The following is a 13,422-nucleotide window of genomic DNA, read 5'->3' as shown; positions in this document are numbered from 1 at the left end:
GGGGGTGGGCGCGGGGGGGGGGGGGGGGGGGGGGGGGGGGGGGGGGGGGGGGGGGGGGGGGGGGGTTTTTTTTTGGGGGGTTTCCCCCCCGGGCGGGGGGGGGGGTGGACACCCCCCCCCCGGCCCTCGAAACCCATCACGCACGAGGAGAGCGCACCATGACAGACGTTCGTATCGACCCCCACACCGACACGGCCGGGGACCGGCTGATCCGCACGCTCGAAGCCCACGGGCTGACGGCCCGCACCGGCACCGATGTCCACACCGGCACCGACATGGTCACCGTCGACATCGCGGGCGGGCCCGAAATCTGGATCGCGGACCGCACCGGCCACACCGACAGCCCCGTGGACGCCCACCCCGGATGGGTCGCGGTCTACCGGCCGCACGCCGACCTCAGCGACGAGGGAGAGACCGAGGTCTACCGGTCCGAGGGGGCAGGAGGCTTCAGCCGTGACACCGCCGCTCTCGTGGCCGCCGTCGTCCAGTGCGCCGCCGCCCGCAGCCTGGTCTCCGCGTGACGGGCCCCGTCCACGAGGCCCGAGCGCTGGCCTACCTGGCCCGCCAGGAAGTCGGCCCGTTCCCGACGGACGCCGAGGAACGGGCCGAGTGGCGCGATGAGATGCGAGCCGCGCACGGTGGCTACCGCGCCGGCCGCGCCGTGGCGGTCGGCGTCGACCGGATCGACACCATCCGGCGCGGGGTGCGGGCCGGGCGCTACGACGCCCGCGACCACCAGGACCTCGCGGAGGCGCTGGCCGCCGTCGAACACGGCTGCATGTCGTACTGGCGCAGCACCCCGTACGGGGTGGTCTGGATCGACAACGAGTTCTGACAAGGTCCCACCCGGGGCGGCGGCGGATGGGACCGCCGTCCCGGCTCCACTCTCGAAACGTCAACGCCTACGTGGCCGCTGCCGCGAAGTAGCCGGAACGCAGACCGGCGACCGCCCTGCCATAAGGCAGGACCCCCCGCACAAGTGCGGCAGGCTGGCGCGGTCGCCGGTCTTCTCGAAACCCGCACCGCGTGTGGTGGCGACATCCCCAGAAGGGGGCGCTACTTCCACACGGAACGAGAGAACACCAGAGTAGCGGGTCAGGGCCGGGGGGCGAAAAAAGGATCAGAAACGTGCCTCACGGCGCTTCCGATTCGGGTGAAAGCTGGTATTGTTGTTCTTGTTGGAAGGGGATGGCACCCCGACCCGCGCCACCACTCGAAACCCGTACGGAAGAGGAACCCATGACCACCACCCTGGAACTCCCCGAGGCTGCGCTGACCGGCCTGCGCGACTGCCTCCTGGCCCGCGCGGCCGACGAGGACGAGACCCCGATGGAGGAGCTGGACGGACTCAGCGACAGCGTCCTCGCGGCCTACTGGCACGGCTACGTCGAGGCCAGCCGGTCCGGAAGCACAGGGCAGGCGCTGCACATCGCGGCGTTCGGCACCTCGCTCTTCGCGCCGCTGGTCGCGGTCTGCGCCGAGATCGGCGCGGTACGGGCCGCGCTCGCCCAGTCGCTCAAGTAGCCAGCCCGACCGGGGCGGCGGACGGCACCGCCGCCCCGGCACCACCCGAACCCACAGACCAAGGACGGCCCACCATGACCACCACCTGTGAAGGCGTCGAAGCCGGCCCGGCGACGACCCGAACCATCGACGAGCCCGAGATCGACCGCCGCAGCGCCGAATCTCCCTACTTCGGCCGCTTCACCTGCGAGGTCTGCGGCGACGACTTCGCCGTCCACCGCTCGCTCACCGTCCGCGAGATGGAGTTCACCGACATCGAGACCCGGGCCTCCTGGCCCGGCCTGATCGTCATCGCCTGCGACCGCAGCTGACGAACACCGCACGACCGGCCGGGCGGCGGATGGCACCGCCGCCCGGCCTCCCTCGAAATCCGAACCAAGGAGACCCAGAACCATGACCTTCCCCTCCGACCTGCCCAACCTCGGCGGCAACGCCCTCGCGGCCCGCTCCCGCCGTGACCTTCTGGTCGCCGGACACGACGGCCGGATGTTCACCGAGACGATCGGCCGACCCCTGCACCGCGCCCGGCAGACCGCGCAGACGTACCGGGCCGCCGCCCGGTACGCCGAGCTCGAACGGCGCGGCGCCCCCAGCCGCCGCTGGCTCCGGGACCAGGTGGGCATCTGCCACCGCCGGGCCCGCGTCGCCGCCGACGAGGCCGCCCTGGCCGCCGAGCAGAAGCAGCCCGCCCAGGCATCCGCGTGGGCCGCCCTGGCCGACCGCTACGCCAAGGCCGCGCGGCAACTCGCCCGCCCGGTCCTCCTTCGCCGGACCGCGATCACGAACCTCCGCGCGGCCGCCGACGCGCTCGACAGCACCTCGACGCAGGCCGGACAGTCCGATGACAAGAGGCTTTCCGGCATCGCGCAGTTCAGCGTCGACAGCGGCCGCCAGGCACTCACGGCTGCACGGCGCGCGGACGGACCGGTGCTCAAGCAGATCAACACGGTGGAGGTGGAGCTGCTGCTGTTCGCCTGCTACGCCCAGGGGCGAAACGAGACCGGCTACCACGTCACCACACAGGCCGTCCGCGCTCTCAACCGCGCCCGCAAGACCGCCCCCGAGGGCAACGCCGAGGGCATGGAGCCGCAGGCCCTGGCGACGGCGTACGAACTGGTCGAGCTGGCCCTGGACGCGGCCGAGGCCGCCACCGCGCCCACGCCGTAGAACCCGATCCTGGCCGGGACGGCCGCACCGCCGCCGCCCCGGCCCCGGACTCCACCCAGGAGAGCCCTGCCCGATGCCCCAGCTCCACCCCGAGGCACACGAAGGAACGCCTGCCACGCCGTACGACAGCCTGCTGACACGCCCCTTCTACCTGCCAGGCGCGCACCTGCCCGACTCAGCCGGCCCCGTCTGGACCTGCCGGACATGCACCACGCCGTGGCCGTGCCCCACCGCCCAGCCGTACCTCCGGGCCGGACAGTGCAGCACGCGCAGCGCTACGACCCGGTGGAAGCCGTGCGGCGCGACGATCCAGCGAGAGCGGAACGGCCCCCGACACTGGCATGTCGGCCCGGACTGCTACACCCACAAAGACGTCTTGAACGCGCTGGCCGAGGAACTCCACCAGCAGCACATGGCGAACCCCCACTACCCGCCCAGCCACTACTACCCGGAGAAACCCCGCCGTCGCCGACGCCAGCGCCCGCCGTACGACCACACCCCCATGGGACCGGGCGACATCCAGCCCGGCACCTGGCTATGGGTCATCCCCGGCGGACTCCACCCCGGATGGGGCGACATCCACCGTCTTGCCATGCTCACCGCACTCGGCAAGCCGTACTGCGAGGTCTGGATGGACGACACCACCGTCCACCGTGTCCGACCCGAGAAGCTGATCGTCAGCGACGCCGGACGCCAGGCCGCCCACGCCGCAGGGCTCACCACCCTCCGGCAGGCGAGCGGGCCCCGACCCCGTCCACTGCTCCCCGAATGGCGATGGGTCGACTGGACCCTGGCCGAGCACATCGCCCACCAACAGCACGCCGCCCCCACAACTGAGCCAGCCGAACAGCCCGTCCAGGACGAGCTGTTCACCGTCGCCTGACGGACTACCCCGGCCCGGAACGCCATCGTTCCGGGCCGGAGGCATGTCCGGGTCCGGCGCGGCGACGGCGCCGACGGGCCGACGAGCGCGAGGGAACCGCGGAGGTCGTCGGCGCCACCGTCGTGCGCGCCGGCCTGCCGGAGAACATGCGGCGAGTGCGCCCGCCGTGGAGCGGCACCCGGCCTCCGGCCGGATGCGAGGGGCGCTCTCGCGCCGCCCCCTCGCGCACCCCCGGCGCCCGTGGCCGGCCCCGGTGGCACGGCGCCGGGAACCAGGGTGCTGACGGCCGCTCGTACCTCAGGGCCAGGCCAGGAGCGCAATGGGGCGCTTTCCTCGTGGTCGCCGCCGCGACGGGGGAACTCCGAGACGGGGCCGGGGCGGCGGCGACCTCGAGGACGCTCCCGCCGCCGGGGCCCCTGGAGCTGTTCGTCGTACGGCACCCGTCCTTCGGCCGGGTACTGGGGGCTTCTCGCCCCCAGACCCCTCGCCAGCGCCACGGGCGCGCTGGACCGCCCTCTTGGACAGGCGACAGGCCCCGGGCATCGCGGGGTTGTCCCGCGGCGTGCGGCGCCGTTGTCGGGTGCGGGCTGGTTCCCGCGGCGTGGCCGCCGGTGGGGGTGTCCATCGCACCTGCGGTGCGATCCGGCCGTGCGCCGCAGTCGTCGGGCCCTGGGGGCCCTCCTTATTGCGGCCCTCCGGTCGCTTCGCTCCCTGCGGGCTGCGGTCGCAGGCTCCCTTGCGCGAAGCCCCGGGGGGCTCCTCCGGACGCCCGCCCCCCGGGGACCGGGGGACGAGCTGGACTGAGTGGTGGGCCGGGGCGATTCCTGCGCGCCGTCGTTGTCCGCCGGCACGTCGTGGTGCGGGAACGGGCTGAGGTTGAGGAGGGCCAGGAGGAGCTGGAGCCCGGTGGAGAAGGTGCGGGCCGGCCCGGGGCCGGGGGAGGGAAAGGCGGCTGGCAAGGAGGGGGGTCGGCGGGGCCCGGACGCTCCCTAAAAGATCATGGAACTTCCGGGAAAAAACCCTGGTCAGACCCCCTTTTCGACTAGGTTGTCCGGTCCAAAACTGGTAATATTGAGCTTGTTGGAAGGGGGTGGCACCCCGGACAACGAGCCCCCTCGATACCCACACCGGAGGAACCCATGAACGAGCAGATCACCCCCGAGCGTCAGGCCGAGGCGGAGACGATCGGCCGCACGGTCTACCAGGCCATGCGCGCCGAGATGATCGAAGCGTCCAACCAGCGGGAGGGCATCGACACCCCCCTCCTCATGGCGGGGCTGGAGGTCGAGGCGACCTACCAGGCCGCCCGCGAGGCACTGACGAAGGCCCGCGCCGAACGTCAGAACGTGCACTACGCCATGTGGCGCGCGAACAAGAACCCCCGCGCCGTCGCGGCCCTGCTGCCCGCCACAGTCAAGGCCGCCACCGTGCGCGCGGCCGTGGTCAAGCTCGCGCCCAGCCAGGACTTCGAGGCCCTGCCGCTGTGGCGCGCCGACGACGAGGAGGCCGCAGCCACCAACTGACCCCGAACGGCCGGGCGGCGGATGGCACCGCCGCCCGGCCCCGCTCGAAACCCGACACGACGCACCGCAGGAGAGCACGCCATGAAGTTCCAGATCCACACCGCCATCGGCCACGACGCGACCTCTGTCCCGGCCCCGCTCGACACCCACGAGGCCGCCCGCGAGTTCACCGCCGCCCTGGCCCGCCTCTTCCAGGTCGAGCCCGCCCGCGTCACCCACGACGAATACCGGGCCGCCGAGTACGTGTGGACCAACGTCACCGTGTCCCTCCCCGCAATCGGCGAGGCGGTGTTCAGCCTCGATAGCCGCAAGACGGCCCGCGAAGCGGTCCGCCTGTACCTGGACAACAAGGCGGTGCCGTTCGCATGGACGGACGGCGCGAGCGCCGGGCAGGCGTTCGCCAAGGCCGTGGCCGCCGCCGTCCGCGAGCGCGACGCCCGCGCGGCCCGCCAGGACTGACCAGTACCGGGGCGGCGGACCACCGCCGCCCCGAGGTCCAGAAAAACCCCTGGTCAGAACCGCCCCCCGCTCCCAAATACGGCTCAATGCTGGTAGTATTGAGCTTGTTGGAAGGGGGTGGCACCCCGGACAACGCGACCACTCGAAACCCGGCACCACACGGAGGGCACAGATCATGACCACCACCCAGCGCGCGGACCAGGACCAGCAGCTTCCGGCCCTGACGAAGATCGGCGGAGTCTGGCACTGCGTCATCGCCAACAAGCTCTTCAAGGTCACCAAGCCCGGCCGTACGTGGACCGTCGCCCACGCGGACGACAGCGCAGACCCGCAGCCGGTCGCGTCCGGCCGCACCCGCAAGGAAGCCCTTTCCGAAGCCCTGACGGTCCTCTCCGTTTCCTTGGAGCTGCCCGAGCCGACCGTCACCGATGTCGGCCCCCGGTTGAACGCGCTCGGCGGCGGCGCACGGATCACCATCGACGGACTGGTCTCCGTCTTCTACCGCCGGGAGAAGGACGGGTACGCCGAGCCGTGCGGCAAATGCGGCGGCAAGGGCCACATCAACGGCTACGAGCATGTGCACGACGGCATCTGCTTCGACTGCCGGGGCTACGGCGCCCTTGGTGCCCCGATGCCCCTGAAGCACCAGATCGAGAACGTGAAGCACCTGGCCGCCGACATGCGCAAGCAGAACGAGCGCGCCATCATCGACGCCGCCAAGAGCCGGGCGGTCTGGGCCAAGTACAGCGCCGCCGAGCCCGAGCTGGCCGCGTGGATGGACGGTGACGGAAGTACCTTCCCTTACGACATGCGCCGCCTGATCACCTCCGGCAAGTCCATGACGCCCGGCCAGGACCAGGCCGCCCGCCGGGCCGCCGAGGAGTACGCCCGCCGCGACGAGCGCGCAGCCGTGGAAGCCGCCGCGCGCGCCGAACGCATCGCCTCCGCCCGATCCCTGGCCGAGGGTGACGAGGTGGACCACGAGGGAACCGTGAAATGGGCTCAGATGGTGGAGGGCGCATTCGGCTCCCGGATGCTCCTGCTGGTCGACGCAGGCGACGGGCTCACGCTGAAGGTCTTCAGTACCAGTAAGGCGGCGTGGGAAGCCGAGGAGGGCGACCGGGTGCGCATCACCGGTACGGCCAAGAAGGCCCAGACCGACAGGTACGAGGGCACGCCGCAGACCCCCGTCGCCCGCCCACGGATTGCCATCGTCGCCACCGCCGACGAGCTCGAAGCAGTGGCGGTGTGACTCCGGCGGCGGGGTGACCCCAAGTCGCCCCGCCGCCCGGCCCACTCCAGCCGTGCGGCGTGGGCGGCGGCCGGACGGGGGTGGCCGGACGGGGCGCGGAGCGCCGTCGGGGCGCAGCACCGTGGGCGCCGGCTCCGCCGCCGGGGCGCAGCCCGGTGCGCGGCACCGTCGTACGGCACCCGGCCTTCGGCCGGGTACTGGTGGCTTCTCGCCCCCAGGCCCCTCGCCAGCGCCAGGGGCGCGCTGGACCGCCCTTGGCGGACAGGCGACAGGCCCCGGGCATCGCGGGGTTGTCCCGCGGCGTGCGGGCCGGCGGTGAAGTGCGGGTCGACGCCCGCGGCGTGGCCGTCGGTGGGGGTTTCCATCGCACCTTCGGTGCGATCCGGCCGTGCGCCGCAGTCGTCGGGCCCTGGGGGCCCTCCTTTTTGCGGCCCGCGCTGCGCGCGGGCTGCGTCGCTTCGCTCCTTGCGCAAAGCCCCGGGGGGCTCCTCCGGACGCCCGCCCCCCGGGGACCGGGGGGCGAGCTGAGCACCGTCGTGGCCGAGGAGGGGAGAACGGTCTCGTCGTTGTCCGCCGGCCCGTCGTGGCCGGGGCGAGGGGCTGAGGTCGAGGAGGGCCAGGAGGAGCTGGACGCCGAGTTCGAGGTGCGGGCCGGCCAGGGCCGGGGGAGGGGAAAGCGGCTGGCAAGGAGGGGGGTCGGCCAGGCCCGGACGCCCCCTAAAAGATCATGGAACTCCCGGAAAAACCCTGGTCAGAACCCCTTTTTGGCTAGGCAATCCGGCCCAGTGTTGGTAATATTGAGCTTGTTGGAAGGGGGTGGCACCCCGGACAGCGAGAACCACTCGAAACCCGTTGAAAGGTGCTGGACATGACCGTCAAGACCCGCAACTCTCGCCCCGCCGCCAAGAAGGCCACCGAGACCCCGCAGCCGGTCGTCACCGTCGTTGACACCCGTCACCCGAAGTCCGGCCTGTCGATCAGCTACCGCGTCACGGTGGACACCGTGGAGCGCGCCGAGATGATCAGCGAGGCGGGAGTCTCGGCCGGACTGGTCGCCCGCCTCACGATCCAGGCGGGCCCGCGACAGCGCCCCGTGACCATCATGGCCAGCCGCCTTATCGGCGAGGGCGAGTGGTACGCCGACGCCATGACCGAGCGCGGCGGCCGCGTCCACCACTCTCGGGGATTCGGGAACCGGCGCGGGGTCCCCCGTCGCCTCCTGTCCGACCTCGGCGACGTGCTCACCCTCTGCGCGTACGACGTTCGCGGACTGGTCGAAGACGCCGAGCCCGGCCGCCCGCTGAAGCTGCGCAAGGTCAAGGCCAAGCGCAAGGCGAAGGCCGACGCCGAGGCGTAACCCGCACGGCCGGGGCGCGGCGAGCGCCCCGGCCGCAAGGGGGGCCGGATTAGAAAAACCCTGGTCAGGCCCCCTTTTCCCTTCCGAATCAGGCTCAATGCTGGTAATATTGAGCCTGTTGGAAGGGGGTGGCACCCCGACCCGCGCAGCTCGAAACCGCACCACTTCAACGAGAGGTACCACCGAGATGGCTACCAAGACGACGCGCCGCCGCTCCACCAAGCCCACCAAGACCCCCGAGGAGCGCGCGGCGGAGGTAGACGCCCTCCACGAGCAGCTGAACACCGCGATTGCGTCCCTGGCGTCCGCCGAAGGGTGGAAGGCCATGCTTCGTGCGACCGTCGCGAACCTCGGCCGCTACTCCGCCAACAACACGCTGTTGATCTTGGCTCAGTGCCCCCACGCCACTCAGGTGCGCAGCTTCAACCAGTGGAAGGAGCACGGCCGTTCCGTCCGCAAGGGGGAAACGGCCTTGCGGATCTTTGCCCCGATGCCGATCACGCAGAAGGACGAGAGCGGACGGCCGGTCCTGGACGAGAACGGCCACGAGAAGAAGTGGGTGAAGTACAAGACCGTCCCCGTTTTCGACATCAGCCAGACCGAGCCCGTCGAGAAGAAGCCCGCCACCGAGGAGCCCAGCGAGGAACTCACCGAACCTGCCTACACGCTCGGCGCAAAGGTGGAGGGTGACGCCCCGGCCGAACTCTGGGAGCGCCTTACGGCCCACATCGGGGGCCACGGATACACGGTTCACCTGGAGGGCACCGGTAGCGCGGACGGATACACCGACCCCAAGACCCGCGTAGTCGGCATCCAGGCCAGCGACCCCGAGGCACACCGTGTGATCACGCTCGCCCACGAGGGCGCACACATCGAGTGCGGCCACGTCGCGGACATGGACGAGTACCGCCGCCACCGGGGCCGGATGGAGTGCGAGGCCGAATCCGTGGCGTACATCGTCGCCGGGGTGGCCGGGTTGGACGCCGCCCTTACCTCCGTCCCGTACATCGCGCATTGGGCAGGCAAGACCGCCGAGGAGGTCCACGAGACGCTTGCCGCCGCAAGCGCCACGGTCGTTCGGGCCGCCCGCGCGATTCTGGAGACCACCACCGCCGCACCGAAGGAGGCGGCGGAAACCGGCGAGGCGGAGCGCGCGGCGGCGGAAGCCGCCCATGCCGCCTACCAGGAGGTACACGCCGAGATGATCGAGACCGCGCACCAGCGCGAGCAGGGCCAGCCGCTCAACGCCGCCCCGGAGGCCGCAGCCGCCCAGCGGTGACGCAGGGCCGGGGGAGGGGGAACCCTCCCCCGGCGCGGCGGGAGCGCGCCGACCGGGCCGCCGTAGCGCGGCAGCCGACGGCGGCCGTGTCCGCCCCTCCCGGCGGGCGACGACCGCGCCGCCGGACCGGCCGCCGGTGCGCGCCCCGCCGTGGGCGCACCACCAGAACAACCCCACCGGGGCGGCGGATGGCACCGCCGCCCCGGCTCCCTCGAAACCCCGACCACACCGCGCGAAGGACAGACCAATGAACGTACTCACCATGACCACCTGGGTTGCCGTCTACGGATGGGGGCCCGAGACCGACCTACCCGCACTCGTCGTCTACTCGACGGCCACCAACGAGGCGACGGCCCGCGAGCTCGCCGACACCGCCGCCGAGAAGTTCGGCCGCGAGAACGCGCGCCCCGGCACCGACCAGGAACCCCAGCTCTGGACCGTCCTGCGCGTCCCCTTCGGTCAACTCGCGCCGCAGGCTGACCAGACCAGCGCGAGCCTGCACGTGGGAGAACGCGGGTAGCGGCCCAGGCCCGGCCGCGCGGTTGGCGTCGCGCGGCCGCGTGCGGCGTGGGCGGCGGCGGGCCGGGGGTGGCCGTGCGGGGCGCGGAGCGCGGTCGGGGCGCAGCGCCGTGGGCGCCGGCTCCGCCGTCGGGGCGCAGCCCGGTGCGCGGCACCGTCGTACGGCACCCGGCCTTCGGCCGGGTACTGGTGGCTTCTCGCCCCCAGGCCCCTCGCCAGCGCCAGGGGCGCGCTGGACCGCCCTTGGCGGACAGGCGACAGGCCCCGGGCATCGCGGGGTTGTCCCGCGGCGTGCGGGCCGGCGGTGAAGTGCGGGTCGACGCCCGCGGCGTGGCCGTCGGTGGGGGTTTCCATCGCACCTTCGGTGCGATCCGGCCGTGCGCCGCAGTCGTCGGGCCCTGGGGGCCCTCCTTTTTGCGGCCCGCGCTGCGCGCGGGCTGCGTCGCTTCGCTCCTTGCGCAAAGCCCCGGGGGGCTCCTCCGGACGCCCGCCCCCCGGGGACCGGGGGACGAGCTGAGCACCGTCGTGGCCGAGGAGGGGGGCAGGGGGTCGTGCTCAAGGTGCCGGCCCGGCTGTAGTGACCGTTCCGGGGCTGAGGTCGAAGAGGGCCAGGAGGTGCTGGACGCCGAGTTCGAGGTGCGGGCCGGCCGGGTCCGGGGGAGGGAAAAGCGGCTGGCGAGGAGGGGGGTCGGCCGGGCCCGGACGCCTCCTAAAAGATCATGGAACTTCCGGAAAAAACCCTGGTCAGAGGCCCTTTTCTGCTATCCAGCCAGGCTCAACGCTGGTAATATTGAGCTTGTTGGAAGGGGGTGGCACCCCGGACAACGCACCACCACTCGAAACCCGCCCCGGAGGAACCGATCATGACCGCGACCGCTACCCGCGCCCCCGAGTTCTTCACCTGCATGTGCGACGCGAAGCCCAAGCCGCATCTGGCCCCGGTGCAGCGCGTCTTGGTTGTCGGCGCCCCCGAGGTCGATCCCACGCGAGTGCACGAGGCCCTGTGGGACATCCGCTACGACCTCTCGCTGTTCTACGGCCCCGACGTGGTCATGGTCGTCACGTACCAGGGGGAGGAGACCGGAACGGTCGCGGCCGCCCGGGGTTGGGCCGCCGCGAACGGCGTTGCCGAGGAGCGGCGCGGCGGCGAGATCGTGAGCGCGAGCCTGGTATTCGTCGACCCGGCCGACCGGCCCGGGTGGCACGACCGCCGCCCGAGTACCTCGCCCGCCTACCTGTACGACGCGGCCTGACGGATGGGGGGGGCTGAAAAATACCAGGTCAGCCCCCCTGTCTCCTTCTAAATCAGCTCTAAAGCTGGTAATATTGAGCTTGTTGGAAGGGGGTGGCACCCCGGACAACGCACCACCACTCGAAACCCGGCACCACAGGAGGACAACATGTCCCGTACCACCCACCACCGCCGCCCCCGCCCGGCCCGCAAGGGCAACCCCACCCGCGCGCTCGGGACCGACGACCGGGCCGCCGCCCGCGCCGGAATCCTGACCACGGCGGTCCGCGACGACGGCCACCCCCAATACCGCCGGGGCGCGGGCAACTGGGCCAAGCCGGGCGTACGGAAGGCGTACCAGACCGCCGCCCACCGTCGCGACCGGGCCGCCGCGCGCGCCGCCCTCTCCACCACCGGCTACCGCCGGGACCCGGCGGACCGTCAGGCCCTGCGCATGGAGAGCGCCCTTACCCCCGTCACGCGCCGCAGCGTCGACTGGGACATGAGCTGACACCCCCGGCCGGGGCGGCGGTTGGCTCCGCCGCCCCGGCCCCTCGAACCCGCCCCGTTCGACCAGAGAGAGGCCCCCTCATGAGCATTTCCCAGCTCACCACCGATCTTCCTCTTCCCGTACCCGGATGGGTCTTCGTGCACATGCCCATGAACCGTTGCGGCCGCACCAACCGGTGCACCGTCGCCAGCATCGAGAGCGACCGCGTGATCTGGTTTGTCGGCGACGGTGCCGACGCCATGAACGATTGGTACGGGACGCCGCTGTTCGACTTCGCTCACGCCGTCGCGCGCGGCGAATACTTCACTGCTCCAGACGTACCGCCCGCCGCCTGACACCCCCGGCCGGGGCGGCGGATGGCACCGCCGCCCCGGCCCCTCGAACCCGCCCCGTTCGACCCGAGAGAGGCCCCGATGACCACCGCGACCACGACCATCCACGTCCGCGCCGTTGCCGCCACTCCGCTCTACGGAGCCACCTGTGACCTGTGCCCCTCATGGTCCGGACAGGTCACAGACGACCTTGACGCCCACATGTGGGACGTACGGATGCATGCGGCCCAGCACCCGGACCCCAACGCCGGGGCCCTGTGGACGCCCGGCAGCATCGCGCCCCTTCCCCCGACACGGGGTCAGGAAGTCGGGGAGGTGCCCGTCTACCGCGTCATCTGCGACGAGTGCCCCGGGTACGAGGGAGCCGGAGGAACCGACCACGACCGGGTGACCACGTACGCCGAGCTGCACCAGGCCGTGCACACGGCCTACCAGCTGATGCGCGCCGAGTACTTCGCCTCCCCGACGATCGCCGCCCACCGGGCAGCCGTCCAGGCCGACCCCGGCCGGTGGGGCCACTTCCGCACCAGCTGGTGAGCGCGGCGCCCGCCGCCGGACGGTAACCGGCGGCGGACGCGCCGACCGCTCCCGGACCCACCCGCTGTGCGCCCGTACGTCCGCCAGCCGGCCGACGGGCGACGGCCGCACATCTCCCGCAGCCGCCAGTGCGCATCGCGCACTCCGGTACCCCTCCCGGGCCGTGCCCCGGCGAACCTCCACACGACAAGGAACCCCCATGAGGATCACTGTCCCCACCATGTCCGAAACGAGCTCCACCAGCCTGACCCTGGCCGTCGAGACCGCCCGCGCGGCCGCCAGGACGGCCGCGCACATCGCCGGTCTGATCCTGATCGAGGCGGACGGCGGCGGAGGTAGCATCCACACCCCCCGGCGGGGTGAAGGCCCCGCCGAATCCTGGTGCATCGTCTTCTCCACACACTTCAAGGCATATCTGCTCGCCGACTGGCACGGCGAGCGCGCACACGTCGAGCTGACAGGCATCACCCCGGCCGCCTACGAGCAGATGCGCACCTGGGCCGAGGACCGGGACGCGTGCTACCACGATGAGGACTGCGAGTGCCTTGACGACCCGTGGCCCACGCTCGACTTCCTCACCCAGAGCGATGGCGAGGAATGCCGGATCGACTACCGCGACGACCGCGAGGACCAGCGCGGCACCGCCCGCACCGCATTCGGTCGCATCAACGTCACGCTCTACGAGGAGCTTGTGTGCGTGGTGGACACCCTGATCCGCATCGCCCGCGCCGCTGCATGAGGCGGCACCGGCCCGACCGCCCCGCCACCGCCGGGCGTTCGGGCCGGTGCCCGGACGGACCATCGCGGAGCGCGGCCGCGCCGACAGGCCCCGGGCCCCGGCGCGGCCG

The 13,422-nt window shown here is 72.2% G+C and carries 17 protein-coding genes; all 17 read left to right on the top strand.

Annotated elements, in window-relative coordinates; translation table 11 throughout:
• Positions 1-158: 158 nt before the first annotated feature.
• On the top strand, positions 159-521 hold the full coding sequence (locus ACFRU2_RS37450; RefSeq protein ID WP_382980708.1) for a hypothetical protein: 363 nt from the start codon (positions 159-161) through the stop codon (positions 519-521).
• Entirely contained in the window at positions 518-835 is a 318-nt protein-coding gene (locus ACFRU2_RS37445; RefSeq protein ID WP_382980706.1) for a hypothetical protein, read from the top strand. Before ACFRU2_RS37450 ends, ACFRU2_RS37445 begins: the two co-directional genes overlap by 4 nt.
• A gap of 404 nt (positions 836-1,239) precedes the next feature.
• On the top strand, positions 1,240-1,524 hold the full coding sequence (locus ACFRU2_RS37440; protein ID WP_382980704.1) for a hypothetical protein: 285 nt from the start codon (positions 1,240-1,242) through the stop codon (positions 1,522-1,524).
• A 74-nt stretch (positions 1,525-1,598) separates the two neighbouring features.
• Positions 1,599-1,835: a hypothetical protein gene (locus ACFRU2_RS37435; RefSeq protein ID WP_382980703.1), complete on the top strand. Its 237-nt coding sequence runs from the start codon at positions 1,599-1,601 to the stop codon at positions 1,833-1,835.
• Positions 1,836-1,917: 82 nt separating this feature from the next.
• On the top strand, positions 1,918-2,691 hold the full coding sequence (locus ACFRU2_RS37430; protein WP_382980701.1) for a hypothetical protein: 774 nt from the start codon (positions 1,918-1,920) through the stop codon (positions 2,689-2,691).
• A gap of 376 nt (positions 2,692-3,067) precedes the next feature.
• Positions 3,068-3,574, top strand: a complete 507-nt coding sequence (locus tag ACFRU2_RS37425; RefSeq protein WP_382980699.1) for a hypothetical protein — start codon at positions 3,068-3,070, stop codon at positions 3,572-3,574.
• A gap of 1,139 nt (positions 3,575-4,713) precedes the next feature.
• A complete protein-coding gene (locus tag ACFRU2_RS37420) occupies positions 4,714-5,097 on the top strand; it encodes a hypothetical protein (protein WP_382980698.1) in 384 nt (127 codons plus the stop codon).
• Positions 5,098-5,178: 81 nt separating this feature from the next.
• Positions 5,179-5,556 (top strand): hypothetical protein, encoded by a 378-nt coding sequence (locus tag ACFRU2_RS37415; RefSeq protein ID WP_382980696.1) that lies wholly within the window; start codon positions 5,179-5,181, stop codon positions 5,554-5,556.
• A gap of 175 nt (positions 5,557-5,731) precedes the next feature.
• Entirely contained in the window at positions 5,732-6,808 is a 1,077-nt protein-coding gene (locus tag ACFRU2_RS37410; RefSeq protein WP_382980695.1) for a hypothetical protein, read from the top strand.
• Between the two features lie 868 nt (positions 6,809-7,676).
• Positions 7,677-8,165, top strand: a complete 489-nt coding sequence (locus ACFRU2_RS37405) for a hypothetical protein (RefSeq protein WP_382980694.1) — start codon at positions 7,677-7,679, stop codon at positions 8,163-8,165.
• A gap of 187 nt (positions 8,166-8,352) precedes the next feature.
• The gene (locus tag ACFRU2_RS37400) at positions 8,353-9,444 is read left to right on the top strand and encodes an ArdC-like ssDNA-binding domain-containing protein (protein WP_382980692.1); all 1,092 of its coding nucleotides are present in this window, start codon (positions 8,353-8,355) and stop codon (positions 9,442-9,444) included.
• Positions 9,445-9,691: 247 nt separating this feature from the next.
• A complete protein-coding gene (locus tag ACFRU2_RS37395; RefSeq protein WP_382980690.1) occupies positions 9,692-9,964 on the top strand; it encodes a hypothetical protein in 273 nt (90 codons plus the stop codon).
• Between the two features lie 862 nt (positions 9,965-10,826).
• Entirely contained in the window at positions 10,827-11,216 is a 390-nt protein-coding gene (locus tag ACFRU2_RS37390) for a hypothetical protein (RefSeq protein WP_382980688.1), read from the top strand.
• A 147-nt stretch (positions 11,217-11,363) separates the two neighbouring features.
• Positions 11,364-11,705, top strand: a complete 342-nt coding sequence (locus tag ACFRU2_RS37385; protein WP_382980687.1) for a hypothetical protein — start codon at positions 11,364-11,366, stop codon at positions 11,703-11,705.
• 80 nt (positions 11,706-11,785) lie between these two features.
• Complete coding sequence (locus tag ACFRU2_RS37380; protein WP_382980686.1) at positions 11,786-12,040, top strand: hypothetical protein; 255 nt, start codon at positions 11,786-11,788, stop codon at positions 12,038-12,040.
• 78 nt (positions 12,041-12,118) lie between these two features.
• A complete protein-coding gene (locus ACFRU2_RS37375; RefSeq protein WP_382980684.1) occupies positions 12,119-12,574 on the top strand; it encodes a hypothetical protein in 456 nt (151 codons plus the stop codon).
• 199 nt (positions 12,575-12,773) lie between these two features.
• Entirely contained in the window at positions 12,774-13,313 is a 540-nt protein-coding gene (locus tag ACFRU2_RS37370; RefSeq protein ID WP_382980683.1) for a hypothetical protein, read from the top strand.
• Positions 13,314-13,422: the final 109 nt, after the last annotated feature.

The sequence above is a fragment of the Streptomyces sp. NPDC056883 genome (assembly GCF_042788835.1).
GTDB lineage: Bacteria > Actinomycetota > Actinomycetes > Streptomycetales > Streptomycetaceae > Streptomyces > Streptomyces stoeckheimensis.
Note: the sequence above shows the minus strand (reverse complement) of the source record. Positions and strands in the feature narration are given on the sequence as shown.